We start from the raw sequence: 17,299 nt of genomic DNA on the forward strand, positions 1-17,299 counted from the left end.
TGTAGTACACGGTGCGCACCTTGGTACGGGTGGCATCGTCGAGCTTCATCTTGGCGGCCATGTCGGCGGCAATCCGGTCGGCGCGGCTGTTGTAAGCCTCATCGGTGTACATGGCCGGCGTCGTGGTCGTGGTGGTCGTGGTGGTCGTTACGGCCCCGCCGTCGGTGGTTGTGGTATCAGTGGTTTTTTCCTGCGAGCAGGAAGCCATGGCCAGCGTGGCGGCGCAGGACAAAAACAGGAGGGAGGTTTTCATAATCCGGTGTGGTTGAGAGAGGAAATGTCCAAAAATCTATGATGGCGCATATACGGGGCGGTTTTGTCTGCGGTTACCTTTTAATCTTCGTTAAGCACAAAAAAGCCTTCCATTGTGCAATGGAAGGCTTTTTTGCAGAAGCTGGACGTTAGTGCCGGCCTGAGCCCGACCCTCCGGCCGGGTTAGGCGCGGCGTAGCTCAAACACGGTGATTTCGGGCAAAAAGCCCACCCGGCCCGGGTAACCGATAAAGCCCAGCCCCGTGTTGACGTACAAATGCTGCTTGCCCTGGGAATAGAGGCCCGCCCATTGCTTGTAGACGTACTGCACCGGGCTCCACTTAAAGCCCGGCAGGTTTACGCCAAACTGCATGCCGTGGGTGTGGCCCGAGAGCGTCAGGTCGATGTCGGAATACTCGAGCACCTGGGCTTCCCAGTGGGAGGGGTCGTGGCTGAGCAGGATCTTAAAGGACGCGTCGCCGCTGCCGGCGTGGGCCTGGGCCAGGTTGCCGTACTTGGGGAAGCGCATCTGGGCGCCCCAGTTCTGCACGCCCAGAATGGCAATTTTCTCGCCGCCCTGCTCCACTACGTGGCTTTCGTCGAGCATCAGCTTCCAGCCGATTTTGGCGTGGTTCTGCTTGAGCCGGTCGAGGTTGGCCTGCTTGGCCGAAGCCCCGCCCTGGGTGCTCCAGTCCACGTAGTCGGCGTAGTCGTGGTTGCCCAGAATCGAGTAGATCGGGTGCTTCGACTGAATTTTGGCCAGCGTTTCGATGTGGGGCTCTACCTCGGTGGCAATGTTGTTGACCAGGTCGCCGGTCATGAACACGAGGTCGGCGTTCTGCCGGTTGATCAGCGCCACGGCCCGCTCCAAGGGCTCGGGGTTGGCGTTGAAGGAGCCCGTGTGCAGGTCCGAAATCTGAAGCAGCTTGAAGCCGTCGAAGGCGGCGGGCAGGTTCGGAAACTTGAGTACCACCCGCTTCACCTGGTAGTCGGTGGCGCCTTTGGCCATACCCCAGAGCAGGGACGTGAACGGAATGGCGGCCGCTACCAAGCCTAAGCGGGTGATAAACTGGCTGCGCGAAATGCCCGGGCTGCCGTCGGCGCCCGCGGGGGCGGGCGGGTTGCTGAGCTTGCGGAAGGCAAACCGCGCGAGGCGGCCGGCATCATCGACGAGCAGAAATAGCACCACGACCAGCTTCGAGACGAACAGAATCAGAATGGCGCTGGTCAGGTAGGTGCGCAGGGCCGTGGGCGGGGTGCCGCGCGAGACGGCCATCCAGGCAATGCCGAGCAACGAAACCAAGGTGACAAACCAGTAACCGCCGGTAATCAGGCGCTGGGCGGCGGCCGACGCGCCCTGACTCACGGTGCGCACGGCCTGAAATACGTACCAGTCGACGCCTAACAAAAGCACGACGAACAGCGCGCTGGTGATGATTTTTTGCATAATGAAAAGGAAACTACCCCGGCAGAAGGAAGTTTTGCCCGCCGGTGGCTACTTTACCAGACGGATACCGCCCGCTATTACTTTATACGTTACGCCCTACAACACCAATACCCGATGGAAACGTTTGACAATCTGTCCGAAGAATCTATTATTGCCCGTCCCTACCAAACCCCGGCCAGCTTCAGCATCAAGAGCTGGGCCGAGGAAGACCGGCCCCGGGAAAAGCTAATGCAAAAGGGCCGCACGGCCCTCTCCGACGCCGAACTGATGGCCATTCTGCTCGGCTCGGGCACGGCCCGGCTCTCCGCCGTGGACGTGGCCAAGCTGATTCTGGCCGCCGTGGACAATGACCTCAACGCGCTGGCCCGCCTGTCGCTCAAGGAGCTGATGCGCCACAAAGGCATTGGCGAGGCCAAGGCTATTACCATCGTGGCGGCTCTGGAGCTGGGGCGGCGCCGCAAGGAAACCGCGGCGGCGGCTCGGGTTACCATCACCAGCTCCCTCGATATTTTCAACCTGGTGCGGCCCCATTTGCAGGATCTGCCCCACGAGGAGTTCTGGGTGATTTTGCTCAACCGGGCCAACGTGGTGATGCGCAAAACCAGCATCAGCAGCGGGGGCGTGGCTGGTACCGTGGCCGACCCCAAGCTGATTTTCAAGGAAGCCCTCGAGCAACTCGCCAGCAGCATTATCCTGGTGCACAACCATCCCAGCGGCAACCGCAGCCCCAGCGCCGCCGACATTGCCCTGACCCGCAAGCTCAAGGACGCCGGCCAGTTTCTGGATCTGCCCGTACTCGACCACCTGATTTACACCGACCTGGGCTACTACAGCTTCGCCGATGAGGGAATACTGTGAGTTGTTAGTTGTTGGTTGTCAGTTGTCAGTTGTTAGTACTTGAACGACCTAACAACTGACAACCAACAACTGACAACCGGCAACTGAAGCTACCTTTGCGGTATGCGCATCCATCCCAAACTTCTGCTGGCCCTGGGCCTGCTCGTGGTCGTTGGTTATTTTCTGCAGGACCTCGTGCTCGGCAGCAGCCAGTACGCGGCCGGCATCAGCAAGGTGCGGCGGGAAAAGGACGACTCCTTCCGCCGGGCCAAAAACTCCCCCCTGACCGCCGAGCAGCGTGACCAGTTCGACAGCCTGCGGTATTTTCTGCCCGATAAGGACTACGTGGTGGATGCCACTCTGGAGCGCTTCGACAAGGGCGAAACCGTGCAGATTCCACTCACCGACGGCAAAACGGAGTCGTACCTGCGCTGGGGACGGGTCAACTTTGAGCTGAATAAGGCGCCCCAGCAGCTGCTGGTGCTGCTCAAGCTCGACGACAAGGACGGCAAGCTGTTTATTCCCTTCACCGACAAAACCAACGGCTTCACCACCTACGGCGGGGGCCGCTACCTCGACGTGGCCGCGCCCCTGAACGGGGAAAAGGAAGTCACGCTTGACTTCAACCAGGCCTACAACCCCTACTGCGCCTACGGAGCGGGTTTCGCCTGTCCCGTGCCGCCGGCCGAAAACCGGCTGAGCGTGGAAGTACGGGCCGGGGAGCAGAGCTTTCCCGAAACCGACCACACCGGCCACCAGCATTAGCACCGGGCCCGCCTCATAATAGCAGCGCCTCCCTTACCCGGCTACCGGACGAGGGAGGCGCTGGTGCGTTGTTGCGGCCCGGGTTCAGTGGCGGAGTCACACCCACTCGATGCCCTGGCGCAGCCACTGCTGAGAGGCGTCCTCCGCCGAGCCGGGCTCCGGGACGAGGTTGTAGTGCCATTCGGCCTGGGGCGGCAAACTCATCAGAATGCTTTCGGTGCGCCCTCCGGTTTCGAGGCCGAAGCGGGTGCCCCGGTCAATGGCCAGGTTGAACTCGGCGTAGCGGCCTCGACGCACGAGCTGCCACTGCTTTTCGCGCGCAGTGTAGGGCAGACCGGCGTTCTGGCGCATGATGGTGCCGTAAACGCGGCCGTATACCTCACCCACATCCTGCACGAAGGCAAACAGTTCCTCAAACGAGCCGTCCTGGCCCACGGTGAGCCGGTCGAAGAAGATGCCGCCCACGCCCCGGGTTTCCTGGCGGTGGGGCAGGTAAAAGTACTCGTCGGCCCACTGCTTGAACCGCGGGTAGTAGCTGGTATCGTAGCGCTGGCACACGGCCTGAATCTGCTGATGAAACCAGCGCGCCTGCGTCTCATCGACGTAAATCGGGGTCAGGTCGAGGCCGCCGCCAAACCAGGCCTCGGCGTTGCCAGCCTCGAAGTAGCGCACGTTCATGTGCGAAATCGGTACCCGGGGGCTGCGCGGGTGCTGCACCACCGAGACGCCGGTGGCGAAGTACTCGGGGTCGGGCATGAGCAGCTGGCGGGCGGCCTGCTCGCTCATCGTGCCCCACACGGCCGAGAAGGCCACGCCGCCCTTTTCCAGCACGGCCCCGTGCTGGAGCACCCGGGTGGCGCCCCCGCCCCCGCCGGCGTGCTGCCAGGCATCTTCCTGAAAGCGCACCCCGCCGCCGTCGGCCGCTTCGAGGCGGTGGCAGAGCCAGTCCTGAAACTGGCGCATCCAGTTTTCAACGAGCACGCGGGGCGGGGCAAGGGCAGGGGCAGCGACGGGGTTCATAAAGCGGGGAATCGGGTTGGTAAGGAATAATGCGGCGCTCAGGCCCAGCGCACGGCGTGGTAGTCGGGCAAAGCGGCCTGGGGCTTGGGCTGCCCGAGCCGTTCGGCGCACCGTTCGCAGCAGCTCACCGTGGCCTGGCGCTCCTGCGGGCGCAGCACCAGCACCGGAATCCGGGTGTGGTAGGCCTGGGTAGTGGTGTAGCAGGAGTCGAAGTAGCGCAGCAGTTGGGCCGCATTGGCGGGCGCAATGATGAGCAGCTGGGCCTGGTGGCGGTGGCAGAACTCACTGATGCCTTCCAGTGGGGCATCATCTTCGAGCAGATGGGCAGTAGCGGCCGGCCAAGTGAGCTGGGCCGCCGCCCGGCCCACGGCCTGCTTGAGCTGGCGGCGCAGGGGGCGCTGGCCGGGCGAGTAAAACTGCACCAAGTCCAGGGGCGCGGGAAACGCGTCGTGCAGAGCCGACAGCCGGGGCAGAATATGCGGATTCAGCGCGCTGAAGTCGGTGGAGAAAACCAGGCGGCTGGGCAAGGTCCGGCGGCCCGGCGGCACTACCAGCACCGGGCACGTGACCAGCTCGGTAATGGCGGCGGCGTGGTTGCCGGGCGCGGCCTGCCGCCCGCCGTCGAGGTGCTCCAGGCCCATCACCACCAAATTGGCGGCGCAGCGGGCAGCTTCGGCCTGCACGTGGTCGTGGAGGCAGCCCCCGACGAGGCGGTAGCGGTACCGGATCCGGCGGCCGTCCTGGCGGGTGAGCTGCTGGTAGCGCAGGCGTTCCACGAGGCTGCGCAGACGCTGTTCCTGTTCGGCCGGCTCCGCCGCCGCCGCCTGAATGCCCGGGGCAGTGGGGTGGCAGTAGAGCAGCACCACTTCGGCGGGCCAGCGCACGGCCAGCTTGTTGGCGTATGCCAGGGTGTGCTCAGCGGCGGCAGTGTGGTCGATGGGAACAAGCAGAGTTTTCATTCGGGACGGAAACGGCAAAAACGGTGACACTAAGAAAGGTGAGGCAGAAAATCAGCGGCAGTAGTGCATCGACCGGGGCAGGCCGGCGGAACTGGAGCGCTGGGCGGCCGGGGCATTCAGTTGCGGACTCAGGTAGGGAATGCCCAGTCCCAGGCCGCGCACAATGAGCAGCACGGCCAGTACCGAGGCCGCGTAGGGCACCGTTTGCCGCAGGCGCAGGCGCCAGACCAGCGGCACGAGGCGGCCGGTCAGGCTCAGGCCTAGCATCAGCGGCAGCGTGCCCAGGCCGAAGCTGGCCATGTACGCCGCCGCGCCCCCCACGCCCGGCGCACTCAGCGCCCCGGCCAGCGCCAGGTACACCAGCCCGCAGGGCAGCAGGCCATTGAGCACCCCAGCCAAGTACAAAGCCCGCCAAGAATACTGCTGAAACAGCCGAACTAGCGCGTTTTTCACCCAAGCCAGGGGCCGGTCTACGCCCAAGGCGCTGGACAGATGGTCGGCGACGCGGGGCGGCAAACCCAGCAGCAGCAGAATCAGCAGGCCCGAGGCAATGGACAGGCTTTGCTGGAGCCCGGCCAGGCGCAAACCGTGGCCCAGCAGGCCGGCCGTGGCGCCCAACGCGGCGTAAGTCGTGATGCGGCCCAGATTGTAGAGCAGCCGTCCGCTCAGGTAGCGCGCCGAGGCCGAACCCGAACCGGCTTCCGCGCGGCCGGGTAAAGCCAGGGCAATGGCTCCGCACATGCCCACGCAGTGGAAGCTGCCCAATAATCCAAAAACAAACCCGGCCCAGAGCATTGACGGCAGAAAGGTGAGAGAACTGATTCGGCCGGCAAGTACCGTCCGCCGGGCCCGGGCCCACATGACGAAAATCAGTCGGGCAGGCTGACATTTCTCTCCACGAAATACGCCTGCCCGCCGGCGGTGAAGTCGAGGCGGATGCGCCAGTAGCCGGGCTGCATGCGGGCAGTGCTGAGCTGCTGGCGGCCGTCGGCGGAGAGCTGCAGGGGGAGGGTGAAGTCGAGTTGCTGGTCGGAGGGCCGGAAAAAGTGCAGCTGGCCCTGCACCGCCCGCCCGGCCAGCGCGGCGGGCAGCTGGAGAGCGAGGCGTTCCGCGGCGGCATCCAGGCGCAGCTGCACCGGCGCGGGCAGGGCGGCGGTGCGGGCCACGGTTTCCATGCGCTGCTGGTAGGCCAGCTCCTGCTGGTAGTAGTCGGCGCTGACTAAGTCGACGCTCGTGCGCATGGCCTGCTGCACCATGTAGCCGATGTAGCCGGCAAACAGGACGAAGGTCAGGATGATGGCGTAGGGCCAGAAAGTGCGTTTGGAAGGAGTGGAAGCAGCCATTGGAGAAGAATGGATTGGCGGGGCTGGAAGGCGGCGAGTAGCGGGAATTGGCTACTGCACCGGACCCAGAAACTTGGTTTGGGCCTCCGCAATCAGCTCGGGGCCGCTGTACAGGCCGATGCGGAGTTGCTGGTTGGTATGGCGCAGGGCGCGGCGCGGCAACTCGGCGAAAAACACGCCCTCGGCCATGCCCTGGGCGGGCAGCGTCAGGCCGGTGGCCCCGATGAGCGAAATCTGCCCGCCGGCCGGCTCCAGCACCCGCAGCGTGAGCGGGTAGGGGCGGTTGGTTTTGTTGATGACCGAGACGTTGTAGAGGTTGGTGATGGTGCCGTGGTCGGTTTTCTGAAACAGCTGCCCCGGCGTGCGCAGCACCGTGGCCTGCACGTTGGCCCGCGAGCTGAGCAGCGCCGTCAGCACCACCAGCAGGGCGGCCAGCACCCCCGAGAGCACCTTCAGCCGACCCGTAAACCGGGACGCGGTGCTCTGGACAATGTCGTTTTCGGAGGCGTGCCGGATCAGGCCCTCGGGCAGATTCACCAGGTTCATAATCGTGTTGCAGGCGTCGATGCAGGCCGTGCAGTTGGTGCATTCCATCTGCTGGGCCCCGTTGCGGATGTCGATGCCGGTGGGGCACACCTGCACGCACTGCTGGCAGTCGATACAGTCGCCGGCGGTGCGCGCCTGGTGTTTGCGCATTTTCTCCCGGGGCTCCCCGCGCTGGTAGTCGTAAGCCACCACAAGGCTGTGTTTATCGAGCAACACGCCCTGCAGGCGCCCGTAGGGGCAGGCAATGGTGCAGACCTGCTCCCGAAACCGGGCAAAAACGGCGTAGAACAAGCCCGTAAACCCGACCATAGCCGCCAGGCCGCCCAGGTGCTCGGCCGGCCGGTCCGTGACAATCTGCACCAGCGCATCCGAGCCGATGATATAGGCCAGAAACGTGTTGGCAATCAGAAACGACAAAGCCAGAAACAGGGTGTGCTTGGTGGTTTTGCGCCAGATCTTGTTCCAGTTCCAAGGGGCGCGGTCGAGGGCCTTCTGCTGGGGCGCGTCGCCTTCGAGCCAGTACTCAAGGCGGCGGAATACCATTTCCAGGAAGATGGTTTGGGGGCAGACCCAGCCGCAGAACACCCGCCCGTAGGCCACCGTGAAAACGATGATGAACAGCACGAAGGTGAGCGTGGCCAGCAGCAGGATGAAAAAGTCCTGGGGCCAGAAAATCTGCCCGAAGATGATAAAGCGCCGGGCCGGCAAGTTCAGCAGCAGCAGGGGCAAGTCATTAACTCGCAGCCAAGGCCCGGCAAACAGCAGGGCCAGCAGGCCGTAGCTGAGCCACTTGCGGCGGCGGTAAAGACGGCCCTGGGGCTGCTTCGGGTACAGCCACACCCGCTGGCCGGCCGCGTCGACGGTGGCAATGGAGTCGCGGAAGGACGCGGCGGGCTTGGTGGAAGGAGCAGACATGGGCTAGCGTTTGGCCGTGGGCTGGCTGGGGCTTTCTTTCTCACCCTGGGGCGCCTTCGCCCCGGCGGGTTTCGAGCCTTGCAGACTCAGCACGTAGGAGCTGACTTGCAGAATCTGCTTGCCCGAAAGCTTGCCTTTCCAGGCCACCATGCCCTTGCCCTGCACCCCGAACTTGACGGTTTTGTAGACGTGGTTGACCTCGCCGCCGTGCAGCCAGTATTCGTCGGTGAGGTTGGGGCCCACCTTGCCTTCGGCGTTGACGCCGTGGCAGGGCGCGCAGTTGGTGGCGAACAGGCTTTTGCCACTGCTCAAATCACCGGGGGCGGTGAGGGGCTGGTAGGTGGTGAGCTGGTTGGGGTCGTCGGCGTCGGCCGAGACGAACAGGGCGGCCTGCTGCATTTCGGCGGCGTATTCGGCGCCCTGCAACGGCCCGGCTTGGGCCAGGTGGTAGTAGCTCACGTAGCCGATGGCAAACACGATGGTGGCGTAGAAGCTGTATTTCCACCACGGGGGCAGGTCGTTGTCGAATTCGTGGATACCGTCGTAGTCGTGGTCCAGGATTTCGTCGCGCACCTCGCCGCGCACCAAAGCCGGGTCGCCGACGAGCAAGCCCAGCACCCGCCCGCTCCAGGTGGGGCGCACGGTGGGCAGCTCGTAAAGGCGGCGCAGCTGGGGCCGCAGCCGCACGACCAGCATGGCCACAACCAGTACAATGAGCAGGATCACCACGGCCAGCGTGCCCAGCAGAAACCAGAGCAGCAGGGTTTGGGAAGCAGCTGCGGCGGGTGCGGCGGCCATTTCCGCCGCCCGGGCCGGACCGGCCGTCAGGGCCAGGAGCAAGGCCGCGCCGGAGGTGCGCAGCAGGTTGAACGTCTGCCTCATGCTGCCACAACCTGCTCGGTGGGCACCGCGGCCGGGGCGGGCAGCACGACGTTTGCTTCCGCGGCGGCCTCGGGTACTGGGGTGGCGGGGCGCGCTGCGTTATCAGTGGGGGCCGACTGGGCCGCGTCGGCGGCTACTGCAGCCAGGGACGTAGCCGTCATGAGTCCGAAAATCAACACTACGACGGCCAGGCCGCCGGCCAGCCAGCTCAGAATATCGGTGGGCTGGGGGCCGGCCGGTGCGGCAGCGGTTTGGGCGGCAGCGGCGTAGCTGGTCAGCAGGCTCAGGGTCGTCAGCAGGAAGGGTCGCTTGGTTAGCATAGCACGTCGGAGGTAAAGTGGTGGTTCAGGGTTTCGGCGGCGTCTTGGTCGGCAGTCAGGGGCAGCTCACTCATGGCGCGCAGATGCTGGCGGTTGGCCAGCGCCACGTAGCCGAGCAAAGCCAGAAAGAAGAGGAAGAAGATGACGAAAGAGATGAGCGGGTAGATTTCGATGCCCGCAATGGATTGCAACACGTTCTTGTCCATGGGTTTGGAAAGCTAGGGCCAGGCTGGGGTGGCCGCCTCCGTCGGGAGGCCGCGCCGGGCCCGATGATGAAGGAGAATTATTGGGCGGCGGCCGGGGCCTGCTCGGGCTTCACCTTGATGTCGGTGCCCAGGCGCTGCAGGTAGGCAATCAGGGCCACGATTTCCTTGTCGGGCATCACCTCGATTTCCTCCTTTTTCAGCTCCGCCACGATGCCCTGGGCCTGGCGTCGGGCGTCGGCCACGGCCTGCTGCTCGAAGCCGGCCGGGTAGGGTGTGCCCAGGTCGCGGAGCACGGTGATTTTGCGGGGCAGCGTACCGTAGTCGAGGTCGTTTTCAAACAGCCAGGGGTAGGCGGGCATAATCGAGCCGGGCGACATGCTGGTGGGGTCGAGCATGTGGTTATAGTGCCAGGAGTGCGGGTATTTGGCGCCCACGCGGTGCAGATCCGGGCCGGTGCGCTTCGAGCCCCACAGGAAGGGCCGGTCATAGACGAATTCGCCGGCCTTGCTGTACTCGCCGTAGCGCTCGGTCTCGGAACGGAAGGGGCGCACCATCTGGGTGTGGCAGTTCGAGCAGCCCTCCCGGATGTAGAGGTCGCGCCCCTGCAGTTCGAGCGAAGTGTAAGGCTTCACCGAGGCAATGGTGGGCACGTTGCTTTTCACCAGGAAGGTCGGAATCATCTCGATGGCGCCCCCAATCAGGATGGCCACCGTAGCGCCCACGGCCAGCTGGAAGGGCCGACGCTCGAGCCAGCGGTGCCAGTGCCCGCCCTGAGCGTGCGGGTCCTGGGCCTCGGGCAGCAGCGGAGCCGCCTGGGATTTTTCGTCGGTGAGCAGGGAGCCGGCCCGGGCGGTCCGGTACAGGTTGAACATGAGCACGAACACCCCGCTCAGGTACAGCACCCCGCCGATGCCGCGCAGGTAGTACATGGGCACGATTTGCATCACCGTTTCCAGGAAGTTGGGGTACTGCAGCATGCCCTCGGCGTTGAACTGCTTCCACATCAGGCCCTGGGTGAAGCCGGCCCAGTACATGGGCAGGGCGTAGAACAGGATGCCGAGCGTGCCGAGCCAGAAGTGGACGTTGGCCAGGCGGCGCGAGTACAGGGGCGTGCGGTAGAGGCGGGGCCAGAGCCAGTAGAGCATGCCGAAGGTCAGGAAGCCGTTCCAGCCCAGGGCCCCCACGTGCACGTGGGCCACAATCCAGTCGGTGAAGTGGGCAATGGCATTCACGTTCTTCAGACTCAGCATCGGCCCCTCGAAGGTGGCCATGCCGTAGGCCGTGACGGCCACCACGAAAAACTTGAGCACGGGCTCCTCGCGCACTTTGTCCCAGGCCCCGCGCAGCGTCAGCAGGCCGTTGATCATGCCGCCCCAGCTGGGCGCAATCAGCATCACGCTAAAGGCCACGCCCAGGCTCTGGGCCCAGTCGGGCAGGGCGGTGTAGAGCAAGTGGTGGGGGCCGGCCCAGATGTAGATGAAAATCAGGGACCAGAAGTGAATGATGCTCAGGCGGTAGGAATACACCGGCCGCTCGGCCGCCTTGGGCAGGAAGTAATACATCAGCCCCAGGTAGGGCGTGGTCAGGAAGAAGGCCACCGCGTTGTGCCCGTACCACCACTGCACCAGCGCGTCCTGCACGCCGGCGTACATCGAGTAGCTTTTCAGAAACGACACCGGCACTTCCATCGAGTTGACGATGTGCAGCACGGCCACGGTCAGGAAGGTGGCAATGTAAAACCAGATGCCCACGTACAAATGCCGCTCCCGGCGCCGGGCAATGGTGCCGAACATATTCCAGCCAAACACCACCCAGACCAGCGTTATAGCCACGTCGATGGGCCATTCCAGCTCGGCGTATTCCTTGGAAGTGGTAAAGCCCAGGGGCAGCGTGGCCACGGCCGACAGGATAATCAGTTGCCAACCCCAAAAGTGGATTTTGCTAAGCCGGTCCGAAAACATCCGGGTTTTGCACAGGCGCTGCAGGGAGTAGTACACCCCGGTGAAGATGCCGTTGCCGACGAAGGCGAAGATGACGGCGTTGGTGTGCAGCGGGCGGATGCGGCCGAAGGTGGTGGCGGCCGTGCCCATGTTCAGCTCGGGCCGGGCCAGCTGAAAAGCGGCCAGCACGCCCACCAGCATCCCGATTATGCCCCAGGCGATGGTCGCAATGCCGAAGTCGCGCACGATGCGGTTGTCGTAGAAGAAGGTGTCAACGGCCCGGGCGGGAGCAGTGGGAACCAGGGGCGGGTGGGGCACCGCCAGCAGTGGTCGGGATTCAACTTGCATAGCCTGCAGAAATGGATTATTTACTGGTCCAAAGGTCCTGGCAGGCGCACTCGGAAAAGATGACGAATGTCAGCCCCGGGCCTGATTGATGTCAGACCCGGCCGGGGGGAATTGTCGCCGCCGCTGCGCGTCGTAGCTTGCCGCCTCACCCTCCCGACGATGGCCCGGCAGCAGTTAATCCAGTTTTTCCAGAGCACCGGCCTGATGAGCGCCGCCCAGGCCGCCGACATTGCCGCCGGCTTTGCGCCCCGGCAGTTGGCCCGGCACGAGGACCTGCTCCGGGCTGGCCGCATCAGCGACGAGTACTTCTTTCTCGACAGCGGCATCGTGCGGGCCTTTGCCCTCGATGCCGCCGGGCAGGAGGTAACGACCGGCCTGTACGCGGGCGGGCAGGTGGCGCTGGAAGTGTCGTCGTTTTTCAACCGCACACCCTCGCCCGAAACCCTGCAGGCCCTGACCGACTGCCAGGGCTGGAGCATCACCTATGCCCAGCTCAACGGGCTGTTTCACGCGCGGCCGGAGTTTCGGGAGTTTGGCCGCTCGTTGCTCGTGCGGGAGCTGATGCGCCTCAAAACCCGCCTGCTCGGCCTGGCCATCGACTCGGCGGCGGTCCGCTACGAAGCCCTGCGGCAGGCCAGCCCCGAACTGCTGCAGCGCGTGCCCCTGAAGTACCTGGCTTCCTACCTGGGCGTCACCGATTCGTCGCTGAGCCGCCTCCGGGCCGCGGCGGCTAAAGGAGCTGCGGAGGCGTCTTGATTTCTTGCCATTTGGCAAGGGCCGGAGCCGGGCGGCGGCGCTTCCTTTGCAGCGTAACTACTGCCTGCTGCTCATGCAAAATGTCCCCGCCGCCCTCAGTTTTTCCTTCGTCCTGACCACGGCCCTCGCCGTGGGGCTGTTCTACAAAGCTGCCCGGCTTTCGCGCCCTACGCTTTATCTGCTCCTTATCTGGCTGCTGGGGCAGGCGGCGTTGAGCAAGGCCGGGTTCTACGCCGTCACGACGACCGTGCCGCCCCGGCTACTGCTGGCTCTGGCGCCTACGCTACTTCTGATAGCCGGGCTGTTTCTCACCGCCCGGGGCCGGGCCTACCTCGACTCGCTGCGTCTGGATTGGCTCACGCTGCTGCACGCGGTACGGCTGCCGGTCGAGCTGGTGCTGCTGGGTCTGTGGCTGGCCGGTGCCGTGCCTCAGCTGCTAACCTTCGAGGGCCGCAACTGGGATATTCTCTCCGGCCTGAGCGCGCCGGTGGTGTATTACCTGGCATTTCGGCGGCGGCAGCTGGGAGTAGCCGGACTGCTGGTCTGGAATTGCCTGGGCCTGGCCTTGCTGCTGAACGTGGTGCTGCACGCCGTGCTGGCGGTTCCCTCCCCGGTGCAGCAATTGGCTTTCGAGCAGCCCAATGTGGCCGTGCTGCATTTTCCCTTCCAGTGGCTGCCCTCCGTGGTGGTGCCCCTGGTGCTGCTGGCTCACCTGGCCGCCATCCGGCAGCTGATAAAACGTGGGGTGCCGGCTCCCGACCAGCGCCGGTAAGCCAAGCCGGCGCTTACTCCGGCTCGTCGTCGAAAAGCATGCGTACCGAGGGCGTGTAGTCGTCGTCGTATTGGCCCGAGCGCACGGCCCACAGAAAAGCGCCCAGAAACAGCAGGGCCACCAGCAGGCTGATGCCGATAAGCAGAAAGATGATGGTCATGGTTGGAATGCGTTTGGAAGGGTGGGGAGATGATTCGGGAAAAAGGCGGCGAAAAAAACGGGGCTGAAGTTTGTATATGCAAATGTCGGCAGTAGCTTTGCCCCACTAATCCTCCGCACGTCGTGGCAACTGAATCCCGCTACTGTAACTGTCTGTTCTTCTCGGCTAACGCCGTGGCCCGCCTGCTGACGAGCATGGCCGAGGAGGAGTTTGCCGTTACGGGCCTGTCGCCCTCCCACGCTTTCGTGCTCATGACCGTGTGCCACAAGCCCGGGCTGCCGGCCGGGGAAATCAGCCGGGAAATGCAGCTGACGCCCTCCACCGTCACGCGCTTGGTGGAGAAGCTGGAGCAGCGCAAGCTGCTGGAACGCGAGTCGGTGGGGCGCAGCACCCGCGTGACGCCCACGGCCGCCGCCGCCGAACTGCTGCCCGCCGTGAAGGCCGCCTGGCGGCGTCTCCATGCCCGCTACACCGCGTTGCTGGGCCCGGAAGCGGCCGCCCAGCTGACCACCGCCACCTACGAGGCCGCAAAAAAATTCGAGCAGAGCAGCTGATTTTTTTTGCCCCGTAATTATTGCATGTACAAACAAATTAAATAACCTTCTCTCACTTTTTACCTCATTTTCCCCATGAACATTGGAATCTTGGGCACGGGCGGCGTCGGACAGACGCTGGGTGCCAAATTGCTGGCCCTGGGCCACCACGTCCTGCTCGGGTCCCGCGCGGCCGGCAACGAAAAAGCGGTGGCCTGGGTGCAGCAGCACGGCGGCGGGGCCCGCGAAGGCTCCTTCGCCGATGCGGCTGCGTTCGGCGACCTGCTGATTGTCGCCACACTGGGCACGGCCACGGTAGAGGCCGTGCAGCAGGCCGGCGCGGCGCACTTCGCGGGCAAAACGGTTATCGACCTGACCAACCCGCTGGACTTCTCCCAGGGCATGCCGCCGACGCTCTTCGTGGGCCTCACCGACTCGCTGGGCGAGCAGGTGCAGCGCGCTCTGCCCCAGGCACACGTGGTGAAAACGCTGAACATGGTCAGCGTAAACCAAATGATTGACCCGGCCTCGACCGGCGGCCAGCCCGACATGTTTGTGTGCGGCAACGATGCCGGGGCCAAAGAGCAGACCACCCAGCTGCTGCGCGACCTGGGCTGGCAGCGCATCACCGACCTGGGCGGTATTGGGGAAGCCCGGGCTACCGAGCCGTTGGTGTTGCTGTGGGTGCGGTACGGCCTGAAGCATAATACCTGGGGCCACGCCCTTCAGTTTGTACATGCCTAAGCCATAGCGGCAGCCCCGCTGGGGGCGGTAGCGAACCCCACCCGGACGCCGAAGGCGTTTGGGTGGGGTTCTTCTTTGGGCGGCGGTTGACGGAAGGCGTAATAGCATGAGCAGCGGGCATTAAAGTCCGCGCCGGTGGGCCGCGTAGCGCACCAGCAGGGTGGCAAATACCATCACACTCAGCGAACTGAGGGGCATCAGCACGGCCGACACGATGGGCGTGAACCGGCCCTGCACGGCCAGGCCCAGCCCGATGCCATTGTAGCAAAAGGACAGCACGAAGGTGGCCAAAACTATCTGCAGGCAGTCCTGGGAAAACCGCAGCACGGTGCTGAGCTGCCCGATGCTGCCCGCGTCCAGGATGGCGTCGCAGGCCGGGGAGAAGTTGGTGAGCGTCTCGCTCAGGGCAATACCGGCGTCGGCGCGCTGCAGGGCCCCGGCGTCGTTGAGCCCGTCGCCGACCATCACCACGCGGTGGCCGCGCTGCTGCTGGGCTTCCACGTAGCGCAGCTTGTTGAGCGGCGATTGGTTGAAGTGCAGCTCGGCCGCGGGGCCAAACAGCTGGCGCAGCCCGGGCTCGTCGGCGGCGTTGTCGCCGGTGAGCAACGCCAGGCGGTAGGTTTTGCTTAGCTCCCGCAGCAGGCCGGGCAGGCCGGGACGGTACCCGCTGCTGACCTCGTACCAGCCCACGGCCAGTCCGCCCAGGGCCACGTACACCCGGGACTGCCGCTCCCCGTGCGGGGCCAGGGCCAGGCCCACGAAGGTTGCCGAGCCCAGGCGCACGTCGCGCCCGGCCACGCAGCCGCTCAGGCCCTGCCCGGGAGTTTCGGCGTAGGCTTCGACCGGGCAAGTGGAGGACCCCAGCTTTTCGGCCAGGCGCTGGCTCAGCGGGTGCGTCGACTGCCGGACCAGGGCCGCCACGCGCTGCTCGTCTTCGGCCGACAACGGCAGCCCCTGGAAGCTGACCACCGCGCGCTGGGTGTCGGTGAGGGTGCCGGTTTTGTCGAATACGAGCGTATCGGCGCGGCCCAGGGTTTCGACGACGGCCGAGTTTTTCAGGTAGAGCCGGTGCCGTCCCAGCACCCGCAGCGCGGCCCCCAGGGCGAAGGGCGTAGCCAACGACAGGGCGCAGGGGCAGGCAATGACCAGCACCGACGTGCAGGCGCGCAAGGCCATGTGCGGGTCGCGGGGATACCAGTACAAGGCCGCGCCCAGGGTCAGGGTGAGAGTGACTGCCACGAAGTAACGCCCGACTTTGTTGGCGTAGGTTTCCAGCGAGGGGTGGGTCTGCTTTTCGAAGGCCGGGTTGTTCCAGAGCTGGGTGAGGTAGCCCTGCGACACTTCCCGCACCACTTCCAGCTCCAGGGCTTCGCCGATCTGCCGGCCGCCGGCGTACACGGTTTCCCCGCTCACTTTGGCTACCGGCAGGCTTTCCCCCGACACGAAGCTGTAGTCAATCTGGGCGGCGCCGCGCAGCAGCACGGCATCGGCGGGAATGATTTCCTGGTGGCGCACCCGGATGCGCTGCCCCGGCCGCAGCTCCCGCACCGGCACCGACACTTCCCCGCCGGCCTTGGGCAGCACCGTCACGGCCACCGGGAAGTAAGACGTGAAGTCCCGGTCGAAGCGCAGCGCGTCGTAGGTGCGCTGCTGCACCCACTTACCGATGAGCATAGAGAACACCAGCCCCGTGAAGGAGTCGAAGTAGCCGGGGCCGTGCTGCAGCACGATGTCGAAAATGCTGGTGGCAAACAGCGCCGTCAGGCCCAGGCTGATGGGAAAGTCGAGGTTGATGTAGCGCTGGCGCAGCCCCTGCCAAGCCGAGCGGTAAAAGTCGCGGGCACTGAACAGCAGCACGGGTAAGGCCAGCAAAAAGCTCAGCGCGCCGAAAAAGCGCCCAAACAGCGTTTGCAGCTGCTCAGTGAAGGAAAAGTAGTCGGGGAAGGCCAGCAGCATCACGTTGCCGAAGGCGAAGGCCGCCACCCCCAGCTGGTAGGTGAGGCGGCGGCTGGCGGCGTGGGGCTGGGCGCCCAGCTCGGCCAGGGTAATCTGGGGCTCGTAGCCCACCGAGGCCAGCAGCTGCACCACTTCCGGCAAACTGGTGGTCTGGGGCTGGTAGCTTACGGTCAGCTCCTTGCGCAGGAAGTTGACCCGCGAGGTGGTGATGCCAGAGTTGAGCCGAAACAGGTTTTCGAGCAGCCAGATGCAGGAGGCGCAGTGCATCTGCGGAATGGTGAACGTGAGCCGGCACAGCGTAGGCGACGCAAACGCGAGCAGCTGGCTCTGCACCGACTCCAGGGCCAGATAGTCGAAGCGGCCGGGCAGCTCCACTTCCTGTATTTTCCGGCCGGGCCGCTCGTCGAGGCGGTAGTAGGTGCACAGGTTGCTGGCGTCGAGCAGCTCGTAAACGGCCTTGCAGCCCGGGCAGCAGAAGGCCAGCGCCGGCCGGGCCGCCAGCCGGATGGGTTCGGTGGGGCAGGCGTCGCCGCAGTGGGCGCAGGCCAGATGGGTGAGGGGCGGGGCGGAGGCAGCGGCAGTTGGCACGGGCAGGCAAG

Annotated in this window: 19 protein-coding genes; 6 read left to right on the forward strand and 13 right to left on the reverse strand. The window is 64.9% G+C overall.

Annotated features, from left to right (window positions below; all coding sequences use genetic code 11):
• Both EWM57_RS05875 and EWM57_RS05880 read right to left on the reverse strand, forming a co-directional pair.
• On the reverse strand, positions 1–253 hold a 253-nt coding region (locus EWM57_RS05875), incomplete at its 3' end, for a hypothetical protein (RefSeq protein ID WP_207218271.1).
• 182 nt (positions 254–435) lie between these two features.
• A complete protein-coding gene (locus EWM57_RS05880) occupies positions 436–1,698 on the reverse strand; it encodes a metallophosphoesterase (RefSeq protein ID WP_129920213.1) in 1,263 nt (420 codons plus the stop codon).
• A gap of 114 nt (positions 1,699–1,812) precedes the next feature.
• Between EWM57_RS05880 and radC the strand changes: the two genes are divergently transcribed.
• Together radC and EWM57_RS05890 are read left to right on the forward strand one after the other, a co-directional pair.
• A complete protein-coding gene (gene radC / locus EWM57_RS05885) occupies positions 1,813–2,556 on the forward strand; it encodes a RadC family protein (RefSeq protein WP_129920214.1) in 744 nt (247 codons plus the stop codon).
• A 102-nt stretch (positions 2,557–2,658) separates the two neighbouring features.
• Positions 2,659–3,300, forward strand: a complete 642-nt coding sequence (locus tag EWM57_RS05890; RefSeq protein WP_129920215.1) for a DUF1684 domain-containing protein — start codon at positions 2,659–2,661, stop codon at positions 3,298–3,300.
• Positions 3,301–3,396: 96 nt separating this feature from the next.
• Here EWM57_RS05890 and hemF read toward each other — a convergent pair whose 3' ends face one another.
• The 9 genes from hemF to ccoN all read right to left on the reverse strand — a co-directional run bounded on the left by hemF (position 3,397) and on the right by ccoN (position 11,779).
• Positions 3,397–4,320: an oxygen-dependent coproporphyrinogen oxidase gene (hemF, locus tag EWM57_RS05895; RefSeq protein ID WP_129920216.1), complete on the reverse strand. Its 924-nt coding sequence runs from the start codon at positions 4,318–4,320 to the stop codon at positions 3,397–3,399.
• A gap of 38 nt (positions 4,321–4,358) precedes the next feature.
• Complete coding sequence (locus EWM57_RS05900; protein ID WP_129920217.1) at positions 4,359–5,279, reverse strand: universal stress protein; 921 nt, start codon at positions 5,277–5,279, stop codon at positions 4,359–4,361.
• A gap of 51 nt (positions 5,280–5,330) precedes the next feature.
• Complete coding sequence (locus tag EWM57_RS05905) at positions 5,331–6,074, reverse strand: sulfite exporter TauE/SafE family protein (protein ID WP_129920218.1); 744 nt, start codon at positions 6,072–6,074, stop codon at positions 5,331–5,333.
• 74 nt (positions 6,075–6,148) lie between these two features.
• Positions 6,149–6,622, reverse strand: a complete 474-nt coding sequence (locus tag EWM57_RS05910) for a FixH family protein (RefSeq protein WP_129920219.1) — start codon at positions 6,620–6,622, stop codon at positions 6,149–6,151.
• Positions 6,623–6,673: 51 nt separating this feature from the next.
• Entirely contained in the window at positions 6,674–8,083 is a 1,410-nt protein-coding gene (gene ccoG, locus EWM57_RS05915) for a cytochrome c oxidase accessory protein CcoG (protein WP_129920220.1), read from the reverse strand.
• A gap of 3 nt (positions 8,084–8,086) precedes the next feature.
• A complete protein-coding gene (locus tag EWM57_RS05920; protein ID WP_129920221.1) occupies positions 8,087–8,965 on the reverse strand; it encodes a cbb3-type cytochrome c oxidase N-terminal domain-containing protein in 879 nt (292 codons plus the stop codon).
• Positions 8,962–9,285: a hypothetical protein gene (locus tag EWM57_RS05925; RefSeq protein ID WP_129920222.1), complete on the reverse strand. Its 324-nt coding sequence runs from the start codon at positions 9,283–9,285 to the stop codon at positions 8,962–8,964. Before EWM57_RS05925 ends, EWM57_RS05920 begins: the two co-directional genes overlap by 4 nt.
• Complete coding sequence (locus EWM57_RS05930; protein ID WP_129920223.1) at positions 9,279–9,491, reverse strand: hypothetical protein; 213 nt, start codon at positions 9,489–9,491, stop codon at positions 9,279–9,281. The genes EWM57_RS05925 and EWM57_RS05930 overlap by 7 nt, the downstream gene beginning before the upstream one ends.
• Positions 9,492–9,568: 77 nt before the next feature.
• Positions 9,569–11,779 (reverse strand): cytochrome-c oxidase, cbb3-type subunit I, encoded by a 2,211-nt coding sequence (gene ccoN, locus EWM57_RS05935; RefSeq protein ID WP_129920224.1) that lies wholly within the window; start codon positions 11,777–11,779, stop codon positions 9,569–9,571.
• Between the two features lie 111 nt (positions 11,780–11,890).
• Here ccoN and EWM57_RS05940 point away from each other — a divergent pair, with 111 nt between their 5' ends.
• Positions 11,891–12,535, forward strand: a complete 645-nt coding sequence (locus EWM57_RS05940) for a Crp/Fnr family transcriptional regulator (RefSeq protein ID WP_242509995.1) — start codon at positions 11,891–11,893, stop codon at positions 12,533–12,535.
• 73 nt (positions 12,536–12,608) lie between these two features.
• A complete protein-coding gene (locus EWM57_RS05945; RefSeq protein ID WP_129920225.1) occupies positions 12,609–13,307 on the forward strand; it encodes a hypothetical protein in 699 nt (232 codons plus the stop codon).
• Positions 13,308–13,320: 13 nt separating this feature from the next.
• On the opposite strand, the gene ccoS is transcribed toward EWM57_RS05945, so the two are convergent.
• Entirely contained in the window at positions 13,321–13,467 is a 147-nt protein-coding gene (gene ccoS, locus EWM57_RS05950; RefSeq protein ID WP_129920226.1) for a cbb3-type cytochrome oxidase assembly protein CcoS, read from the reverse strand.
• Between the two features lie 122 nt (positions 13,468–13,589).
• Here ccoS and EWM57_RS05955 point away from each other — a divergent pair, with 122 nt between their 5' ends.
• Both EWM57_RS05955 and EWM57_RS05960 read left to right on the forward strand, forming a co-directional pair.
• Positions 13,590–14,021 (forward strand): MarR family winged helix-turn-helix transcriptional regulator, encoded by a 432-nt coding sequence (locus tag EWM57_RS05955; protein ID WP_129920227.1) that lies wholly within the window; start codon positions 13,590–13,592, stop codon positions 14,019–14,021.
• Positions 14,022–14,096: 75 nt separating this feature from the next.
• A complete protein-coding gene (locus tag EWM57_RS05960; protein ID WP_129920228.1) occupies positions 14,097–14,744 on the forward strand; it encodes an NADPH-dependent F420 reductase in 648 nt (215 codons plus the stop codon).
• A 120-nt stretch (positions 14,745–14,864) separates the two neighbouring features.
• Here EWM57_RS05960 and EWM57_RS05965 read toward each other — a convergent pair whose 3' ends face one another.
• Complete coding sequence (locus EWM57_RS05965; protein WP_242509996.1) at positions 14,865–17,288, reverse strand: heavy metal translocating P-type ATPase; 2,424 nt, start codon at positions 17,286–17,288, stop codon at positions 14,865–14,867.
• Between the last annotated feature and the right edge of the window lie 11 nt (positions 17,289–17,299).

Origin of the sequence: Hymenobacter persicinus (assembly GCF_004167665.1) — a bacterium.
Taxonomy (GTDB): Bacteria; Bacteroidota; Bacteroidia; order Cytophagales; family Hymenobacteraceae; genus Hymenobacter; species Hymenobacter persicinus.

What these genes read in the sequence shown, in the direction of transcription:
- EWM57_RS05880 (WP_129920213.1), bottom strand. Translation starts at nt 1,698, where the DNA reads ATGCAAAAAATCATCACCAGCGCGCTGTTCGTCGTGCTTTTGTTAGGC.
- radC (WP_129920214.1), top strand. Translation starts at nt 1,813, where the DNA reads ATGGAAACGTTTGACAATCTGTCCGAAGAATCTATTATTGCCCGTCCC.
- EWM57_RS05890 (WP_129920215.1), top strand. Translation starts at nt 2,659, where the DNA reads ATGCGCATCCATCCCAAACTTCTGCTGGCCCTGGGCCTGCTCGTGGTC.
- hemF (WP_129920216.1), bottom strand. Translation starts at nt 4,320, where the DNA reads ATGAACCCCGTCGCTGCCCCTGCCCTTGCCCCGCCCCGCGTGCTCGTT.
- EWM57_RS05900 (WP_129920217.1), bottom strand. Translation starts at nt 5,279, where the DNA reads ATGAAAACTCTGCTTGTTCCCATCGACCACACTGCCGCCGCTGAGCAC.
- EWM57_RS05905 (WP_129920218.1), bottom strand. Translation starts at nt 6,074, where the DNA reads ATGCTCTGGGCCGGGTTTGTTTTTGGATTATTGGGCAGCTTCCACTGC.
- EWM57_RS05910 (WP_129920219.1), bottom strand. Translation starts at nt 6,622, where the DNA reads ATGGCTGCTTCCACTCCTTCCAAACGCACTTTCTGGCCCTACGCCATC.
- ccoG (WP_129920220.1), bottom strand. Translation starts at nt 8,083, where the DNA reads ATGTCTGCTCCTTCCACCAAGCCCGCCGCGTCCTTCCGCGACTCCATT.
- EWM57_RS05920 (WP_129920221.1), bottom strand. Translation starts at nt 8,965, where the DNA reads ATGAGGCAGACGTTCAACCTGCTGCGCACCTCCGGCGCGGCCTTGCTC.
- EWM57_RS05925 (WP_129920222.1), bottom strand. Translation starts at nt 9,285, where the DNA reads ATGCTAACCAAGCGACCCTTCCTGCTGACGACCCTGAGCCTGCTGACC.
- EWM57_RS05930 (WP_129920223.1), bottom strand. Translation starts at nt 9,491, where the DNA reads ATGGACAAGAACGTGTTGCAATCCATTGCGGGCATCGAAATCTACCCG.
- ccoN (WP_129920224.1), bottom strand. Translation starts at nt 11,779, where the DNA reads ATGCAAGTTGAATCCCGACCACTGCTGGCGGTGCCCCACCCGCCCCTG.
- EWM57_RS05945 (WP_129920225.1), top strand. Translation starts at nt 12,609, where the DNA reads ATGCAAAATGTCCCCGCCGCCCTCAGTTTTTCCTTCGTCCTGACCACG.
- ccoS (WP_129920226.1), bottom strand. Translation starts at nt 13,467, where the DNA reads ATGACCATCATCTTTCTGCTTATCGGCATCAGCCTGCTGGTGGCCCTG.
- EWM57_RS05960 (WP_129920228.1), top strand. Translation starts at nt 14,097, where the DNA reads ATGAACATTGGAATCTTGGGCACGGGCGGCGTCGGACAGACGCTGGGT.